This is a genomic window from Clostridioides difficile ATCC 9689 = DSM 1296, from assembly GCF_001077535.1.
Lineage (GTDB): Bacteria > Bacillota > Clostridia > Peptostreptococcales > Peptostreptococcaceae > Clostridioides > Clostridioides difficile.
Window position 1 is genome coordinate 1,877,743 of record NZ_CP011968.1, and the last position, 16,807, is coordinate 1,894,549.

The following is a 16,807-nucleotide window of genomic DNA, read 5'->3' on the forward strand; positions in this document are numbered from 1 at the left end:
AAATTAAATATAAAACCTTCTAAATAATTGTTTTAAATAATTACATTTGTTAATATTATGATAGGTGGTTAATAAATTGTTCACCACAGCATTATATAATATATTAAAATCATTAAAAAGTGTATCAAAAAACAATTAAAGTGAGGTGATAGCAGTGAAAAAAGCTTATAAGTTTAGACTGTATCCAAATAAAAAGCAACAAGAGTTAATTAACAAAACTTTTGGATGTTGTAGATTTGTATATAATAAGTATCTTGCTAAAAGAATAGATGTTTATAAAAACAATAAAGAAACTTTTACTTATAAACAGTGTAGTTCTGATTTGACCAATTTAAAAAAAGAATTAAAATGGCTTAAAGAACCTGACAAATTTTCACTACAAAACGCCTTAAAAGATTTAGATAATGCATATAAAAAATTCTTTAAAGAAAAAGCAGGATTTCCTAAATTTAAATCAAAGAAAATTAATAGATTTTCATATAAAACTAACTTTACAAATGGAAACATTATGTATTGTGGTCAACATATAAAACTACCTAAACTTGGTATGGTTAAGGTAAGGGATAAACAAGTACCTAAAGGGAGAATACTTAATGCTACTATATCTAAAGAGCCAAGTGGTAGATATTGAAGCATTTGAAAATACTAATAATCAGATAGGTTTAGATTTAGGAATTAAAGAATTTTGTATCTCAAGTTGTGGAGAATTTATAGAAAATCCTAAGTATCTTAAGAAGTCATTAAACAAACTTGCTAAATTACAAAGAGAATTATCGAGAAAAACAATCGGTAGTTTAAATAGAAATAAAGCAAGATTAAAAGTTGCAAGATTTCAAGAACATATAGCTAATCAAAGAAATGATTTTCTACAAAAACTATCTACTAAATTAATAAAAGAGAATGATATTATTTGCATAGAAGATTTACAAGTAAAGAATATGATTAGAAATCGTAAACTATCTCGCTTAATTTCAGATGTATCATGGTCAGAATTTATTCGTCAATTAGAATACAAGGCTAATTGGTATGGTAGACAAATTGTAAAGGTAGGTAAATTCTTTGCAAGTTCACAAATATGCAATAAATGTGGGTATAAAAACGAGGAAGTGAAGGACTTAAATATAAGAGAATGGATTTGTCCTAGTTGTAATGAAACTCACGATAGAGATATAAATGCAAGTATAAATATATTAAAAGAAGGATTAAGACTAATAACAATTCAAAATAAATAACTTATGTAAGAACCGTAGGAACTACTGGGATAGCCTGTGGAGAATTAGTAAGACATATTTTAGTATGCAAAATTCTGTGAAGCAGGAACCCTGTGACTTTAGTCATGGGAGGTTCAGGGTAGAAAGATAAATAAACTTTGTAAAGATGAAGTTGTAGAGTTTTGCAATAGAATAAAAGGTAAAGTGGAAAGTGTTGCAATAAGTGGAGTATTTGCTCCAGTAAATAAACAACAAGAAGAAGAAGTTGCAAAATGGGTTAGAGAAATTTTAGGGGATATTCCTATATCTTTATCAAATGAAATAGGTAATATAGGTATATTAGAAAGAGAAAATGGAGCTATTTTAAATTCTGCATTGTCTCAAGTAGGTAAAGCTGTATCTTTAGGATTTGAAAAAGCACTTAAAGACTTAGGTATAGATGCTCAAATATATTTCAGTCAAAATGATGGAACATTAATGAATTTAGAGTATACAATGAAATACCCAATTTTTACAATTGGATGTGGAATAACAAATTCTATAAGAGGAGCTTCCTTCTTATCAAAAGTAAAAAATGCAATAGTATTAGATGTTGGTGGAACTACAAGCGACTTGGGTGTACTATATAATGGATTCCCTAGAGAATCATCTATTCCAGTTACAATTGGAGGAGTACATACAAACTTTAGAATGCCAGATGTTTTAACTATTGGTCTTGCTGGTGGTACATGTGTAAAAGGCGAAAAAGATAATATAAAGATAGGTCCTGAAAGTGTGGGATATAGAATAACTGAAGATGCAATAATATTTGGTGGAGACACTCTAACTTTATCAGATGTTGTTACAAAATTAGATATGGCGTTTGAAGATAGAAAAAGCAATGTTGAAAACTTAGATAAAGAGTATTGTAATGAGGTATATAAGAAGGTTATTTTAAAATTAGAAGATGCTGTAGACCAAATGAAGACTAGTCAAGATGATGTTGAATTGGTTTTAACTGGTGGAGGAAGTATAATTGTTCCTGAAAAACTAAAAGGCATAAGCAATGTTATAAGACCTCCTCATTATACTGCTGCAAATGCTATTGGTGCAGCTTTAGGACAAATAAGTGGAGATGTAGAAAAAGTATACAGTTTAGATAAAATGTCGAGAGAAGATGCCATAGAAGATGCAAAAAAAGAGGCTGTAAATAAAGCTCTAAAAGCTGGTGCTAAAGAAGATACTATAGAAGTATTAAATATAGAAGATGTTCCACTTGCATACCTTCCTGGTAATGCACTTCTTATAAAAGTAAAAGTTGTTGGTGATTTAATTTAAAGAATAAATATAAGTATTTCCAGAATTATATAAATATTTCTGGACTCATTTTTAAACTTATTTTATCAATAAAAACAGCATAACTTTTGACTATATTCTTATAAGTTTCCGAACAGCCGATATATACCTATTTTTTGAGGTTTATCGGCTGTTTGTTATCTTTTATCGCATTCCAACTATTTTTCTTACCGTATTTGCTGTACGAATTGTAATCTTATCACTTACATTTGAACTGGCAGTCTTTGACCACCAATTTGTCTTTTTATAATCTTTACGACTAAAAGACCAAAAGATAGCATTTTTATAATGATATACTTTTTCATACTCTTCTTTAGGATTTCCAACCTCATCATAAAACTCGTCATAAGATAAGTCAGGAAACATAAAAATAAGATTATCATATATTTCTTTGTTGTTATCTCCCCACCAATTAGGAGCATTATTTAGTATATCTTTTAACTCTTCTTGTGAAATAATAAAAACTGGTATTTCCAATTCAAACTGTTTTTTTATCATTAATCTTATTGTATTTGAGATAACCTTGCTGTCATCTACATCACTTAAAAAGACAACATTACCACTATTAAGGTATGTAGAAACTTCTGAATAACCAAGTTCTACAAAGCTTGCTTTTAATTCAGACATAATTATCTTGTTCTTACCACTTATATTGATACCTCTTAATAATGCGATATAACTTTTCATATAATAATTTCACCTCTAAATATTCACATTTTTCTATGTAGTACAAACTGGAATTTGCATCTTTTATAATTCTTTCAAAACTTCTTCATATGTAATTTTTTTAATATAAAAAAATCGGTGCTTAATTTGTACCGATTTTTGTTTTTCTTAGTAAAGAACTCGTTTTTTTGCTTCTGCTATAGCTCTAGCAGCACTTTTTGCTTGCATTCTTTTTTCTTCTTCTTTTTTAAATTCATTTATTGTTTCATTTAGATTCTTATCATGTTCATTTTTTTCTTTATCTTCGTTTTCTCTGTATACTAATATATAATCTATTATTGATTCGTTTATTATCTGAGATATACTTTTATTTTCATTAATTCCTATTCTCTTAACTTCCTTAAGTAGAGTCTCATCAATATGAACCGTTGTTTGCTTTGTATTTTTTGCCACCTTAATCACCTCTTAAAAAAAATTCTAACATTAAAATTTTTTTTAGTCAATAAATTTTAATATTAAAATTCTTTAAATGTTTTATTTGATTTTCTAAAATTTTCTATTGTATTTATCATCTTATTTTTTATATTTTCACCTAGTACAGAAGACTTTAGTCTAGGATTTTCGATATGGTCATAAATTGGTTCTAAAAATTCGACTTCGACAGGAACAGAGTTAATTTTACCAATAGGTTGGTATCCTTCATAAGTATCTTTTGAATTTTTTATTACTAGTGGAACAATAGGGCATTTTGCTTTATATGCTATCTTTAAAGCTCCACTTCTAAACTCCGAAACCAATGAATTTGGTTCTTTAATCCATGTTAAATCTCCTTCTGGAAACACTGCCATACTTTGACCTGTAAGTATATTTTGAGAGGCTTGGGTTATACTCTTTATACCCTCACGATTGTTTTTTCTGTTTACATATACACATCTTAGTAATTTTGCCCATTCTTTAAATATAGGTATATTTCTCCAAACTGGTTCATCTGCAATTACACATCCAATTGGTCTTTCTACACTTGCTGTTAGTATGAAGCTGTCAAGCATACTAGAATGATTTACAACAAATAGAAGTGGTTCTTTTGGCAGTGTTTCCTTACCAATTATATTAAGCTCTATGTTCACTATATCTAAAGATTTTTTAGCTTGTTTTTGCATAAATTCAAATTTTTCCTTTAAGCTAAATTTATCAGGATTCTTTTTAATTTTAATAAGCCTAGGTATAGAAGATGTAAAACCTATAAGTTGATATGTAGCAAATTTTAAGTAATTATTCATAAAATTATCTCCTTAAAATAAAATTATTTATTACTGTAAAGATTTTAACATAAAATAAAATTTAAGTCTATTTTAATTCAATTTTGTAACATATATTTTAAATATACAGAGATTGAGATTTTATATTTCCAATTTTAGTAATCAGATTTTATCAATAAATTACTATTCTATTAATTTAATTAAATAACCTTTAAATTTAATTATAAAAACTGTTGCAGAAATTTCTACAACAGTTTAAAAAATTTACCTTACAAAAACTTATTTTATAACAAGAGAGTATATTATAAGGCTAGTACAGCCCATTTTTTGCACTGAGAAATTCTTTTGCCATCATCACCTTGTTCTTTGTCATATGCAAATTGATTAAGCATTTCACATGGAAATGTATCACATAGACCACAATGTGTAAGGTTTTTATCTTCACAACAAGATTTTACAGGACATTGTTCACCCCAAAATGGTTTCTCAATCTCTGTACAACCTTTACAATTGACTTTTTCCTTGTATCCACATTCATAACATAAAATTCCACATCTTGATTCTATCATTTTAAGTCACTCCTTAAATATAAATTTTATATGATTGTATATCAAAATTTATACTTTTCATTGTAAAAATCGGACAAATTTTTTATATAGGTTGTTGGATTAACACCACAAATAGATTTAAAATCATTTATAAAATGAGATTGGTCGTAATAACCAATATCTTGTGCTAAAGTTGCAAATGGTATTTTATTATTTTGTATTTCTTGTAATACAAGGTTTATACGAAGTAATCTAAGGTATGATTTAACACTCATACCAAGAGAATTATTAAAAATTCTATTTAAATGTCGTTCACTATAACAACTAATTTGTGAAATGTTTTTAACAGACATAATAGAGTTTTGTTTTCTAGCATTTTCAAGAATTGGTATAGTCATATCTACTATATTTGATTTCAATAAGTATGATAAGAATAACATATCTAATTGTTCTACTAATTCCTTTATAGTACTTGTTCTTTCAAAAATGGAATTAACCTCTAAGCTAAATAATGTGTTAAAATCTTCAAGTGAAATTTTTAAATCTGTAGATTCTCTTTGAGAAAGACCTGTCAAATAATATACTCCACCTGGGCGAAACTCAACGAATACTCTAAAAAGTACATTTTCTATATCATTTTTTACAATAGTAGTTTTTGTTGTGGCTCCCCAGAATGCGCTTTCTATACCTTTTTTGTCAAATTTAAATATCATACATCCACTAGCATCAGGTATTAATGTAAGATTTTCTTTAATACTTGTATCTGGAATAGATATTGTATAGTGTGCTATATACTGTCTTAACAATTTATGTGGCAAAATATATGTATACTGTTTGCAGGTATTTAAAATGTTATTGATTATTTTATTCATAAGTATATCCTCCTGATATATAAAAAATAAGTATACTAATTTATTTTTTATATAATAAACCAGTTTTGTTTTAATTGAAATATTCTAATAAGATATTTTGTTAAATTTAGATACAATAATTGTAAAGTAAAATCTCAAAATATACAATTATTATAAATCATAGATATTTATTAAATAAATATATTAAAGAAGAAGGAATATAAAACAAGATTAGAAAATAATAGTGTTACTTTCATAATAAATACATATAAAGATATTTTTAAGAATAAAATTTATTATTAAATAAAAAATAAAGGAGAGTGATTTAATAGCATGGCATCAAAACAAACACCAAGAAACAATTTAGAAAAGTTTTTAAGAATAAGAGTCTTATCACATACAGGCGATAAAATACATATAAAGTTACCTGTAAATTTTGCAAAGAGAATGATTGAGAATAATGCTTTGGATTTATTTAATGGAAAAGATGATATAGTAGATGGTAAAAAAGTTACTGAAATATTAGTTAAAGCATTTGACTATGATTTAACTGGAGAAGTAGTTCACTTGGAGAGAAAAAATGGAGACATTATTAAAGTTTCAATTGTACAATAGAATTATTTTATATGAATTTTATTTTTGAATAGTTATAAATAATTAGAAATTTGTAAAAAAGTATAATATATTATTAGTAATGGTACAGAATACACATTTATAATTTATAGATGTGTATTTTTTGTTTAAAAAATTTAAATATATAAAACTATAAAGGTTACAATTTTGGAAATAGATGTAAATATATGTTGTATTGTATAATAAGAGTAATATAAAATCTAGTAAAAATAATCAAATAAATTTAGCTTATGAGAGGGATAACTATGGAAAATAAGGATTTTAAATTAACAATATGTATATTTGCTTTTGTAATTGGAGTAGTAGTATTATTCTGTTGTATAGGTTTAGGTGAATTTAGTGCAGAGCATATTATTCAACAAAATGGTGGAATCATGGATACTGACCAATATAATATTTATCTAGACCAATCTATTTCTCAATATAGAAATTTTGGTTCTATATTAGCTCTGTTAGGAGGAATAGGGATATTGTTTGATAAATATATCAGAAAATACTAGAGATTATGTTTTGTCTAAAATAAATTCTTATGAGGAGATAAAAAATGGCAACAGAAATATTTACTGTAAAAATTACACCCTTAGAGGCACAAAAAATGATAAAAGAAAATCTTGATGCAGATTTAGTTTTTAGTGATTCTTATAATTTAGGAGATGATAAATTTATACTAATTACAACTTTTGAGAAGTATTATGCAAGAAATAATAGTGATGCAGGATTAATAGTAGTTTATGAAAATACCACAGGAAAAACAGTTATTAAAGCTACTTCAACAGGCAGTGCAATTGGAATTTTAAAAATTGATTGGGGTGCAGGTGGAAATTTACTTAAAAGAGTAAAAAACATACTTGCTGATTATATTATTTAATTATTTTATCTAACTGATAATATGTCAAGAAAATCTCGTAAAAGAGGTTAAGAACATTTTTATAATATATAGATAAATAAGAATTTGAAGGTAAAGTTTTTAAGGTATAAAGAAAAATAATATAATAAAACGAATTGGCTTTATAATTCTTTATAAGGCAAAGAGCACATTTCTTTATATAATTGTTGGATATTAAATAATATGTAAATACACCATTTACATATAAAAGTTTAATTAATATGTTAAGAGAAAATGAAATGGAAATTACTAAAAAATATTTTTAAATTGGATAATGGTTGATATTATGTTTATACAAAAATCATGTAGAATTTTATATATTTTAAATATGATAGTTTAAAATTATGAAAGAATGATAAATTCCAGTTTGTAGGGTAATTTTGATAAATAATATTAATAAGTATGAGTAAAAAGTAGGAGCATATTAATATAATGTCCCTACTTTTTTATTATTAAAATTGTTTATAATATCAACACTACATTAAAACACAACCTAAATTTGAAAAACAAATAGTTTAGAAATATGTACTTTTTTATCTATTATATTCTTTTAAATCGAATTTTTTCATCTGAACATAAAGTCTCAAATCTATATGCGTCTGTCATATCATAAAAACCAAAAAATATAAAGCCATCACGAGAAGTAAATTCATATTGTATATTTTCAATTTTCAACATGTTTTCTACTTCGCTTATTTTTTCGCTATATATAATTTCTACCATATAATTTATCATTGTAGAATCCCTCCTATTAATATGAAAATATCCAAATATATAATAACATATTTAGATGATATAATAGTATCCAAATAAAAAATAATCTTATTACATTATTGAATGAAGAATTAAAATGAAGATAAATAAAACAAATATTGGTTATAATTGATTAAAAAATAGTTATGTATACTTGTGACTTTATTTATGGGCAGTTCAAGTTTTATGAAAGAAGTCATATATATATGGAATATTCTAGGCAGAAACTGTTTAATAATAAGAGAATACTATAAAAATTTGAGTATTACATAAAAAATAAGAAGCCATAAATGATATAAGCATTATCTATAGCTTCTTACTTCTCATTGATTAAGATTATATATAAAAATAATCACTATATTTTTTGTTTAAGTTTTAGTACTTGTTTTACTATATTTGTTGAGTGGTCAGAAATTCTTTCTAGATTAGTAAGTAAGTCAAGATAAAGTACACCAGCATCAATTGTACAACTTCCATTATTTAGTCTAATCATATGTGAATTTCTAAAAGTTTTTTCTAAATAATTTACTTCATTTTCAACTTCTAAAACTTTATTTGCTAACTCAAAATCTTTAACATCTAAAACTATTAAGGCATCCTTAAAATTAGTAATTGTCTTATTGTATATTTCGTATATTTCTCTTATCGCACTATCAGAAAAACTAATGTTCATTTCCTTAACACTCATGGCCAATTCAGCTATATTTTCTGCATGGTCAGAGACTCTTTCAATGTCATTTACAGTATTAAAAAGCAAATCTGTTCTAAAGCGTTCATCATCTCTAAGAGGTTCTTTAGAAAGTTTTAACAAATAGTTCAATATATCTTTCTGTAACTTATTGACAACTTTTTCTGACTCAAAAGCTTTATTAATATCTTCATTGCTCTTATTTAAAAATCCTGCAATTGAATGTTCCAAAGAGTTTGTAGCTTTATGACCCATTCTTACAACTTCTTGTACAGTATTACCAAGTGCTATAGATGGAGTGCTAAACATCCTTTCATCTAAGTACTTAGTATTATTTACTATTTCTGATTCAGTTTCTTTAATAGGTATAAGTCTATTTGCTAATTTAACTATGTATTTAGAAAATGGTAATAATATTATAACATTTGTAAGATTAAATAAAGTATGTGCATTTGCTATTTGTCTAGCTGTATCAGTTGGGTCAAAATGAGTAACTATGGCTGATATAGGTTTATTTAAAACAAGCATAAATATTATTGTACCAATTACATTAAAACTTAAATGCATTACAGCTGCACGTCGAGCATTTCTACTTGCACCAACACTTGATAAAAGTGAAGTAACACAAGTACCTATATTATCTCCATAAAGAATAGGTAAAGCAGATGATAGAGGAAGTATTCCTTGAGAAGCTAGTGCTATTAACATACCCATAGATGCACTTGAACTTTGAACAATACCAGTTATGGCAAATCCTGCCAATATACCTAATACAGGATTTTTACTAAAATATAAAAGTGCATCAGTGAATGCTTTGTATTCAGCAAGTGGAGCTACTGCATCTTTCATAAACTCCATTCCTGTAAATAATATACCGAAACCTATAAGTATCTCAGATAAATGCTTTGTTTTTTGATTTGATGTAAATAAATAGAATAAAATACCTATACCTAAAGCAATTGGTGCAATTCCTTCAAGATTAAATGAAACTAATTGAGCAGTAACTGTAGTACCTATATTTGCCCCCATTATTACACCAATAGCTTGACTTAGATTCATTATACCTGCATTTACAAATCCTACAACCATAACAGTAGTAGCACTTGAACTTTGTATAATACCTGTAACGACTGTACCCACCAGTACACCCATAACAACATTACTTGTTAAGAGTTCAATAATTTTTTTTAATTTGTCTCCTGCTGATTTTTGTAAACCTTCTCCCATTAAACTCATTCCGTAAAGAAAAAGTCCAAGTCCACCGATAAGGCTAATTACTATATTCACGATATTTCCTCCCTTAAGAAATTAATAATTTTTTTATCTGAATTATAAACTTTATTAACTAAAATTTATTGTTTCCATAATATAGAATAACAAATTTTGTCAATAAAAATATTAATGTTTTGTTAAGTATACGTTAAGAGAATGTTAAATTTTTAAGTTGTTGTTAATTTTAGAAAATTTATGATATATAGCAATTTAAATACTTGAACTTAGATTTTTAGTATTTTATGTACAATCAATTTAACAAAGAATTAACTATAATTGTAAAAAATATGTAAAAAAATAACATCTTTTTAGAATGATATTTTTTAGTTATAAATATTTTTATATTCAATTGGTGTAAAGTTATTAAACTTTTTAAAAATTATACTATAGTAATTTTGACTATTGAATCCAATTAGTACAGCAACGTCTAAAGTAGACAAGTCTTTTTTTAATATATACTTTTTGCTTTTTTCAACTCTAACTTTACTTAAAAAATTAGTAAAAGTATATCCACTTTTTTTCTTAAACAAAGAAAAAAACAACTTTTATTAAGTTGTAATTCATTACATATATTACTTACTGTTATATCTTCTGAGTAATTTTTGTGAATATAATCTATAGTTTTCTTTAAGTTTTCTTTACATAAAACTAAGAGTTGGTCTATGTTTCATTTTATCAAGGCATATTTATTAAAAAATCAATCTCTATTTGTTAAAATAATTTATGAATGATGTTAGAAACTGTAATATATTGGATATAATATAATTAAGATAAACTCTGTATTAAGAGGATATATAGTTTATCTTAATTATAGGGGAAGTGAGGATATATTATGGAAAGATTAATGGAACTCATAGAAAGAAAATTTTTAAAGGATGTAGAACTTTTAGAATTAGAAGACATAGAAAATGTAATAGAATGCAAAATGACACAGCCATATAATGCTCATTATAATGAATATTTAGTAAAAGTAAAAAATGGAGATGAAGTAGAAGAATATTTTGTGTATTTAAAACATAGATAAACATAAAAGAGGTTTATATTTATTTGTATGATTATAAAATAAATACAAGCCTCTTTTTTTGATAAATATAAAATTATAAAATTTTTATTTATTTAATTTTTTCAACAACATTAGTCAATATTGAATCTAAATCATCACTAATTTCTGTAACTCCATTATGAGTAATATCTATAATTTCTTTAGTCATAGGAAGTTCTCCTAAAAGTTCTAAGTCTAAATCATCTAAAAACTTTTCAGTAGATTCTCCTTCAAATAACTTGATTTTTTTAGAACAATCAGGACATTGGATATAACTCATATTTTCAATAACTCCAAGGACATTTATGTTCATTTTTTTAGCCATATTAACAGCTTTTGATACAATCATAGATACCAAATCTTGAGGTACTGAAACCATAACTATTCCACTTATAGGAATAGATTGCATAACTGTTAAGGCAACATCTCCAGTACCAGGAGGCATATCTATTAATAAATAGTCTAATTCTTCCCAAAGTACATCAGTATAAAATTGCTTTACAACCCCTCCAAGTAAAGGTCCTCTCCAAACAACAGGTTCATTTTCATCATCTATCATAAGGTTTATAGACATTACTTTTATGTTATTTGAGTTTTCTACAGGGTAAATATAAGAGCCATCAGAATAAGCTTTTACATTTTTTACACCCATAAGTCTAGGAATACTTGGTCCAGTTATATCTGAGTCTAATATACCAACCTTATATCCCATTTTGTTTAGCTTATTAGCAAGTAAAGCAGTTACAGTTGATTTTCCAACTCCACCCTTCCCACTCATAACACCAATTATTTTTCCAAATTTATTGTTAGGGTTATTTTCAATAGAACAATTTGATTGACTATTACAATTTCCCTTTGATGGACATGAATTACAATCTGCCATATCTATTACCTCCAAACTTTAATATTTATTAGATTATTTGTAACCTACATATACTATTTTAGTACAATTGAACCATAAAGTCATTATTTAAAAGCAACTTAGAAGATTTTCTATTGATTTATTCATAGACTATAGCAAAAAGAATACAATAAAAAAATTATAACATTCTTGAAAAAGTGATTATTTCAATTTAGTTATAGAACTTAGTCATATAAATATATAGAAAATATTTTAATATATTATACATAACGGGTTATTTTATAAGTTTAACTATAAATTAGGTTTATATTTTATAAAAATTTGCTAAAAAAAACAATTAAAAATTGTAAAGAAAAAAGATATAATTAGAACTGTAGTAATAAATGTTTTATTATAGATAATAGAGTTTTAAGTATCTTAAATAATATTTGGAGGAATATGAATGGAATTAAGACCAAGAAGTGCAAAATTAGAAGAATTTGATAAAGTAATAGAATTAATAAACTATGTATTTAGAATATCAAGAAATCATAAACCAACTATGATGGAAGAATTTCCTCTTTTACTAAGTAAAAATAATATAGAAAATATGATTATAATATCAGAAGATGATAAAGTGGTTTCTGATGTAAACTATCTAATTCAGGATGTATCTATTCAAGGAAACAGATTGAAGGTTGCAGCTATAGGTGGAGTATGTACTCATCCAGATTATGAAAAGAGAGGCTATTCATCTAAGATATTGGATAAAGTAGAAGAAAAAATGTTTTATGATGGTGTAGATATTGTAATTATATCAGGAACAAGAAGTCTATACAGTAGAAGAAATTGTAGTTTGGTAAAGAGTTTTTATAAATATACAATAAAACCTGAAGATGTAAAAATAGCATATGAAATAGTTGAATTTGATGAAACTAATTTTGAAAAAGATAATGATTTAGATAAAATGATTGAACTATATAATCAAAATAGTACTAGATTTATAAGAACGAGAGATGAGTTTCAAAAACTATTGCATGCAGCAACTATTGCCTGGGGACCAATTGGTTACAAGAAGGTATTTATAAAGGAAAATAATAATATAATAGGATATTTGATAATAAGAACAATAAAAAAAGAAGATTCTACTGTAGGAGAAGTTGCTGAAATAGGGTTAAACTCTGTAAATGTTGAAAATATATTGAAATATGTTGCAAATAAATTTGGATTAGAATATTTAAATTATAAAGTACATGTGAAAAATCTTAAAGACCAGTTGAAATGTAATGGGACAAAATCTTTGGATTATCAACAAGGAACTATGAAAATAATAAATTTTACTAAGTTGTGTGATAGTTTAAGAAGTTATTTTAGTCAATATGTAGATTTTGAATTACTAAAATACATGGAATTTAAACAAGTTGAAAATAAATATATTATTAAATACAAAGAAGAAGAACTTGTAATAGAAAATTTGGATAAGCTTAATAAACTGTTTTTTGAAAAAAATGAGGAACAGTACAATGACTTTAAACATCTAAAAAGTATATATGAATTTGCTACAAAGGCATTTCCTGTAGATTTTCCATGGACTGCAAATTTAAATTATCAATAGTTTTAGATGATATTAAATAAAATTGATTGATACCTAGAGTTAGTCCTTGTTAAATAAGAGAAATTATTGGATATTGAAAAAGCAATTTTGTAAGTAATTAGAAAGGATGAGTATTATATGGACATACTTGATGATATAGCAGAATGTATATTAAATATGGGTGTAGATAATATAGAGAATTTAGTAAAAATTGCTATAGATAAAAATATTGATGTGGAAGATATTTATGAATATGGTTTAAACAAAGGTATGATAGGAGCTTTAGATAAGTTTGAGAATAAGGAATACTATCTTTCAGAAGTTATAGTATGCACAGATGCATTAAATAAAGGTATTAATCTTTTGAAGGGAACTGGAAAAGTAAAGAAAAAATCAAAGGGAGTAATTCTGATGTCTGTAGTAGAAGGAGATACTCATGAGATAGGAAAAAATATTGTAAAAGTAATGGTAGAAGCCACTGGATATAAGGTTATTGACTTAGGTGTAAATAGAAAAAGTGAAGATATAATAGAAGAAGCTATAAAAAACAATGTAGATATAATAGGCTTATCTTCAATGATGACAACTACAATGGAAAATATGAAATCGGTTATAGACGAACTTAATATGATTGAGATAGATAAAAGACCAAAAGTAATAATTGGTGGAGGACCTGTAAGTATGGAGTTTGCAGAAGAAATAGGAGCAGATGGATACAGTTCAAATGCTCCAAAAGCAGTTAAATTAATAAATAAACTTATAGGAGGTGAAGTTTAAATGTTTTCAGATATGACTTTACTTCAGTATATAAATAGTGAAGATAGAGGTTTTTTTCTGCCTGATATGGGTACAAATGGATTGTTCTTAATAAATAAAAAGGCATATGAAGTATATGATAGTGTAGATTTGCAATTAGAATTAGCAAAGACTATGGACAAGTATTTTGAATCAGATTTTATATACTCATTCTGTGATGGGATTACATTTTGTGAAACTCTGGGTTTAGAGACATTAAGACCAGATTATGATTTTCCAAGTGTATTGACACATACTATAACTGACAGAGATAAATTAAGAAAATTAGATGTTCCAGACCCTTATACGAGTGGACGTATGCCACTCAATATAGAGAGCTTATCAGTTATATCAAAAAGTATTAAAAAACCACTATATGAATCGATACAAGGTCCATTTACACTTGCAGGTCAATTAGCTGGAGCTACTCAACTTTTAAGATGTATAATAACTGATAAAAAATTTGTAGAAGAATTATTGGAATTTACAACTGAATTGGTAAGAAGATATGCTGTAGCTGCAAATAAAGCAGGAGCAAAATATATTTCAATAGCAGAGCCAACATCAGTAACCCTAAGTAAAGATAGATTTGATGAATTTATAGTAAAAAATTTAAATAAAATCTACAATGAACTTGATTGTTGGAAAGGTATGCATATATGTGGAGACACCAGAGAATTATTAGATAATATGCTAAGTTGTAATATAGATGCAGTAAGTTTAGACCAAATTTTAGACTATGAAGAAATTGCTCCAATGATTCCTAGAGATATAGTTTTGATTGGTAATTTAGACCCAATAAAACTTCTTGGACGTTCTAAGCCAGATAAGATTAGAAGAGAGACACTAAAATTGTTAAAGAAGATGAGAGGATATGATAACTTTTTATGTGATTTTGGCTGTAACTGCTTAAATACCACTCCAGTAGAAAATTTACAAGCAGCTATAAAGGCAGGAAGAATTAGTTATAAAGAATTAGATAGGATTGATATTGATGAATTATAATAGTAATAAAAATAAATATCTTTTAAAGGATATAAATTTAGATGATATTTTTATAGATAAGAATATTGTGCTAAAGTTTTTGGGGTATGGAAATAGAAAAGCTCCAGATACAATTAGTAAAATCGTTGAAAGAGAAATAAGAAATATAAATGATATTTTAGATATCAAGATATATATAAGTGAAGTTGATATTAATAAAACACCTAAAGAATGTAAAAAAGCATTTGCTGTACTATATACAATAGGGGATAAAATTGATATTAAGATGAATGACTATATGGAAAATTGCAATATGATGGCAGGGCTAGCATTGGATAAAATAGGTATAGTATGTTTAGATTGTATTAATGAGAAAATAAAAATGTATTTAAAAGGAAAGTATGATAGTCTCAAAATATCGCATGAAATATATCCAGGAGATAAAGATTTTGAAGTAGAGAGACAAAAGGATATTTATAACTATGTAAAAAATAAATATAATAGTATAGAAATAGAAATCAATGATTATCATCAACTATCCCCCATAAAAAGTGTTGCAATGCTTATTTTAATGGGGGATGAAGAAAATTTAGAATCAAGATGTAGCAAATGTCCTAGAAAATGCTTTTAACTAGTTTTCAAGACTAAGATTTGTTTTGTGTATGAATTGCAATAATTTTTTTGGTCATTTTATGTATAAACTAAAAAAATTATTGCAAAGTAATATTCTATTTAATTTGAACAGACTTACAAACTATAGTAGTTTCTTTAATTCAATAAGTGTATTTATTTCATAAGTTGGTATATGATTAGTATAATTTATACTGTTATTGGAATTTAACCAACAAGTATCTATTCCTGAATTTATTCCACCTAAGACATCAGAGGTTAAGCTATCCCCAATCATTAAGGCAGAAGATTTATCATGACAATTAAACTTTTTGAGAGCGTATTTAAATATTTCAGGATTTGGTTTTGATATTTTCAACTCTTCAGATACAACCATTCCATCAATATATTCTTTTATTTTTGAATTTTCAAGTCTTTTCTTTTGAACTGCAGAAATTCCATTTGTTATTATAACAATAGTATACTTTTTTTTAAGATATTGTAATATATCGATTGCACCTGGAATTAAAAATGTACATTCACCTAAAAAATTTAAGTACATTTTGCTAAGAGTTTCAGAATCAACATCCAAAGATATTTTATTTGCAAAAAGTTCAAATCTAAGTAATTTAAGTTCATTCAAAGTTATAATATTTTTTTCAAGGTCGAGCCAAAGCTTATCACTTATATTTCTATATGACTCTATATAATTCTCAAAATTAAATTCTAAATCAAACTCAGATAGAAGTTTTTTAAAAGCATGTGATTCACTTTTCTTAAAATCAAATAAAGTATCATCTGCATCAAAAAATATAAATTTATATGTCTTCATGGTTTTTA

The 16,807-nt window shown here is 25.9% G+C and carries 19 protein-coding genes and 2 pseudogenes; 11 read left to right on the forward strand and 10 right to left on the reverse strand.

Going from position 1 to position 16,807, the window contains the following annotated elements; all coding sequences use genetic code 11:
* Window positions 1-154: 154 nt before the first annotated feature.
* From tnpB to CDIF1296T_RS09080, 3 genes and pseudogenes are all read left to right on the forward strand, one after another.
* A pseudogene (tnpB, locus tag CDIF1296T_RS20055) lies at window positions 155-1,136 on the forward strand (IS200/IS605 family element RNA-guided endonuclease TnpB); the annotation flags it as partial.
* A 216-nt stretch (window positions 1,137-1,352) separates the two neighbouring features.
* A pseudogene (locus CDIF1296T_RS20210) lies at window positions 1,353-1,487 on the forward strand (hydantoinase/oxoprolinase N-terminal domain-containing protein); the annotation flags it as partial.
* 60 nt (window positions 1,488-1,547) lie between these two features.
* The gene (locus CDIF1296T_RS09080; RefSeq protein WP_262449342.1) at window positions 1,548-2,528 is read left to right on the forward strand and encodes a hydantoinase/oxoprolinase family protein; all 981 of its coding nucleotides are present in this window, start codon (window positions 1,548-1,550) and stop codon (window positions 2,526-2,528) included.
* Between the two features lie 162 nt (window positions 2,529-2,690).
* Here the strand turns inward: CDIF1296T_RS09080 and CDIF1296T_RS09085 are convergent, their stop codons facing one another.
* The 5 genes from CDIF1296T_RS09085 to CDIF1296T_RS09105 form a co-directional block, all read right to left on the reverse strand.
* Window positions 2,691-3,233, reverse strand: coding sequence for a DUF1697 domain-containing protein (locus tag CDIF1296T_RS09085; RefSeq protein ID WP_004454430.1), 543 nt, complete (start codon window positions 3,231-3,233; stop codon window positions 2,691-2,693).
* Between the two features lie 147 nt (window positions 3,234-3,380).
* Window positions 3,381-3,665: a transcriptional regulator gene (locus tag CDIF1296T_RS09090; RefSeq protein ID WP_004454429.1), complete on the reverse strand. Its 285-nt coding sequence runs from the start codon at window positions 3,663-3,665 to the stop codon at window positions 3,381-3,383.
* 62 nt (window positions 3,666-3,727) lie between these two features.
* On the reverse strand, window positions 3,728-4,492 hold the full coding sequence (locus CDIF1296T_RS09095; RefSeq protein WP_009896862.1) for a lysophospholipid acyltransferase family protein: 765 nt from the start codon (window positions 4,490-4,492) through the stop codon (window positions 3,728-3,730).
* A 281-nt stretch (window positions 4,493-4,773) separates the two neighbouring features.
* Window positions 4,774-5,040, reverse strand: coding sequence for a DUF3795 domain-containing protein (locus CDIF1296T_RS09100; protein ID WP_003430198.1), 267 nt, complete (start codon window positions 5,038-5,040; stop codon window positions 4,774-4,776).
* 41 nt (window positions 5,041-5,081) lie between these two features.
* The gene (locus tag CDIF1296T_RS09105) at window positions 5,082-5,891 is read right to left on the reverse strand and encodes a response regulator transcription factor (protein WP_009896869.1); all 810 of its coding nucleotides are present in this window, start codon (window positions 5,889-5,891) and stop codon (window positions 5,082-5,084) included.
* A 312-nt stretch (window positions 5,892-6,203) separates the two neighbouring features.
* On the opposite strand from CDIF1296T_RS09105, the gene CDIF1296T_RS09110 reads away from it, so the two are divergent.
* From CDIF1296T_RS09110 to CDIF1296T_RS09120, 3 genes are all read left to right on the forward strand, one after another.
* A complete protein-coding gene (locus CDIF1296T_RS09110; RefSeq protein ID WP_009896870.1) occupies window positions 6,204-6,485 on the forward strand; it encodes a hypothetical protein in 282 nt (93 codons plus the stop codon).
* A 263-nt stretch (window positions 6,486-6,748) separates the two neighbouring features.
* Window positions 6,749-7,003 (forward strand): hypothetical protein, encoded by a 255-nt coding sequence (locus CDIF1296T_RS09115; RefSeq protein ID WP_009889672.1) that lies wholly within the window; start codon window positions 6,749-6,751, stop codon window positions 7,001-7,003.
* Window positions 7,004-7,047: 44 nt separating this feature from the next.
* A complete protein-coding gene (locus CDIF1296T_RS09120; protein ID WP_004454425.1) occupies window positions 7,048-7,371 on the forward strand; it encodes a DUF6054 family protein in 324 nt (107 codons plus the stop codon).
* A 558-nt stretch (window positions 7,372-7,929) separates the two neighbouring features.
* On the opposite strand, the gene CDIF1296T_RS09125 is transcribed toward CDIF1296T_RS09120, so the two are convergent.
* The 3 genes from CDIF1296T_RS09125 to CDIF1296T_RS20060 all read right to left on the reverse strand — a co-directional run bounded on the left by CDIF1296T_RS09125 (window position 7,930) and on the right by CDIF1296T_RS20060 (window position 10,644).
* Complete coding sequence (locus CDIF1296T_RS09125) at window positions 7,930-8,124, reverse strand: hypothetical protein (RefSeq protein ID WP_004454424.1); 195 nt, start codon at window positions 8,122-8,124, stop codon at window positions 7,930-7,932.
* A gap of 373 nt (window positions 8,125-8,497) precedes the next feature.
* On the reverse strand, window positions 8,498-10,117 hold the full coding sequence (locus CDIF1296T_RS09130; RefSeq protein WP_003430205.1) for a Na/Pi cotransporter family protein: 1,620 nt from the start codon (window positions 10,115-10,117) through the stop codon (window positions 8,498-8,500).
* A 308-nt stretch (window positions 10,118-10,425) separates the two neighbouring features.
* Window positions 10,426-10,644, reverse strand: a complete 219-nt coding sequence (locus tag CDIF1296T_RS20060; protein WP_022621668.1) for a helix-turn-helix domain-containing protein — start codon at window positions 10,642-10,644, stop codon at window positions 10,426-10,428.
* 290 nt (window positions 10,645-10,934) lie between these two features.
* Here CDIF1296T_RS20060 and CDIF1296T_RS09140 point away from each other — a divergent pair, with 290 nt between their 5' ends.
* Window positions 10,935-11,126: a hypothetical protein gene (locus tag CDIF1296T_RS09140; RefSeq protein WP_003430208.1), complete on the forward strand. Its 192-nt coding sequence runs from the start codon at window positions 10,935-10,937 to the stop codon at window positions 11,124-11,126.
* 88 nt (window positions 11,127-11,214) lie between these two features.
* Here the strand turns inward: CDIF1296T_RS09140 and CDIF1296T_RS09145 are convergent, their stop codons facing one another.
* Complete coding sequence (locus CDIF1296T_RS09145) at window positions 11,215-12,027, reverse strand: Mrp/NBP35 family ATP-binding protein (protein ID WP_003430209.1); 813 nt, start codon at window positions 12,025-12,027, stop codon at window positions 11,215-11,217.
* 421 nt (window positions 12,028-12,448) lie between these two features.
* On the opposite strand from CDIF1296T_RS09145, the gene CDIF1296T_RS09150 reads away from it, so the two are divergent.
* The 4 genes from CDIF1296T_RS09150 (at window position 12,449) to CDIF1296T_RS09165 (ending at window position 15,989) form a co-directional block, all read left to right on the forward strand.
* Window positions 12,449-13,600 (forward strand): GNAT family N-acetyltransferase, encoded by a 1,152-nt coding sequence (locus tag CDIF1296T_RS09150; RefSeq protein WP_018112811.1) that lies wholly within the window; start codon window positions 12,449-12,451, stop codon window positions 13,598-13,600.
* Window positions 13,601-13,717: 117 nt separating this feature from the next.
* Entirely contained in the window at window positions 13,718-14,356 is a 639-nt protein-coding gene (locus CDIF1296T_RS09155; RefSeq protein ID WP_004454419.1) for a cobalamin B12-binding domain-containing protein, read from the forward strand.
* A complete protein-coding gene (locus CDIF1296T_RS09160) occupies window positions 14,357-15,379 on the forward strand; it encodes a uroporphyrinogen decarboxylase family protein (RefSeq protein ID WP_009896873.1) in 1,023 nt (340 codons plus the stop codon). It begins immediately after the preceding gene.
* Window positions 15,369-15,989, forward strand: a complete 621-nt coding sequence (locus CDIF1296T_RS09165; protein WP_009896874.1) for a hypothetical protein — start codon at window positions 15,369-15,371, stop codon at window positions 15,987-15,989. The genes CDIF1296T_RS09160 and CDIF1296T_RS09165 overlap by 11 nt, the downstream gene beginning before the upstream one ends.
* A 123-nt stretch (window positions 15,990-16,112) precedes the next feature.
* On the opposite strand, the gene CDIF1296T_RS09170 is transcribed toward CDIF1296T_RS09165, so the two are convergent.
* Window positions 16,113-16,799 (reverse strand): YjjG family noncanonical pyrimidine nucleotidase, encoded by a 687-nt coding sequence (locus CDIF1296T_RS09170; protein WP_009896875.1) that lies wholly within the window; start codon window positions 16,797-16,799, stop codon window positions 16,113-16,115.
* Window positions 16,800-16,807 lie beyond the last annotated feature (8 nt).

Excerpts from the sequence above, each read along its gene's own strand:
- CDIF1296T_RS09105 (WP_009896869.1), bottom strand. The coding sequence starts at position 5,891 with ATGAATAAAATAATCAATAACATTTTAAATACCTGCAAACAGTATACA.
- CDIF1296T_RS09145 (WP_003430209.1), bottom strand. The coding sequence starts at position 12,027 with ATGGCAGATTGTAATTCATGTCCATCAAAGGGAAATTGTAATAGTCAA.
- CDIF1296T_RS09085 (WP_004454430.1), bottom strand. The coding sequence starts at position 3,233 with ATGAAAAGTTATATCGCATTATTAAGAGGTATCAATATAAGTGGTAAG.
- CDIF1296T_RS09150 (WP_018112811.1), top strand. The coding sequence starts at position 12,449 with ATGGAATTAAGACCAAGAAGTGCAAAATTAGAAGAATTTGATAAAGTA.
- CDIF1296T_RS09170 (WP_009896875.1), bottom strand. The coding sequence starts at position 16,799 with ATGAAGACATATAAATTTATATTTTTTGATGCAGATGATACTTTATTT.
- CDIF1296T_RS09165 (WP_009896874.1), top strand. The coding sequence starts at position 15,369 with ATGAATTATAATAGTAATAAAAATAAATATCTTTTAAAGGATATAAAT.
- CDIF1296T_RS09155 (WP_004454419.1), top strand. The coding sequence starts at position 13,718 with ATGGACATACTTGATGATATAGCAGAATGTATATTAAATATGGGTGTA.
- CDIF1296T_RS09140 (WP_003430208.1), top strand. The coding sequence starts at position 10,935 with ATGGAAAGATTAATGGAACTCATAGAAAGAAAATTTTTAAAGGATGTA.
- CDIF1296T_RS09095 (WP_009896862.1), bottom strand. The coding sequence starts at position 4,492 with ATGAATAATTACTTAAAATTTGCTACATATCAACTTATAGGTTTTACA.
- CDIF1296T_RS09120 (WP_004454425.1), top strand. The coding sequence starts at position 7,048 with ATGGCAACAGAAATATTTACTGTAAAAATTACACCCTTAGAGGCACAA.
- CDIF1296T_RS09115 (WP_009889672.1), top strand. The coding sequence starts at position 6,749 with ATGGAAAATAAGGATTTTAAATTAACAATATGTATATTTGCTTTTGTA.
- CDIF1296T_RS09125 (WP_004454424.1), bottom strand. The coding sequence starts at position 8,124 with ATGATAAATTATATGGTAGAAATTATATATAGCGAAAAAATAAGCGAA.
- CDIF1296T_RS09160 (WP_009896873.1), top strand. The coding sequence starts at position 14,357 with ATGTTTTCAGATATGACTTTACTTCAGTATATAAATAGTGAAGATAGA.
- CDIF1296T_RS09100 (WP_003430198.1), bottom strand. The coding sequence starts at position 5,040 with ATGATAGAATCAAGATGTGGAATTTTATGTTATGAATGTGGATACAAG.
- CDIF1296T_RS09110 (WP_009896870.1), top strand. The coding sequence starts at position 6,204 with ATGGCATCAAAACAAACACCAAGAAACAATTTAGAAAAGTTTTTAAGA.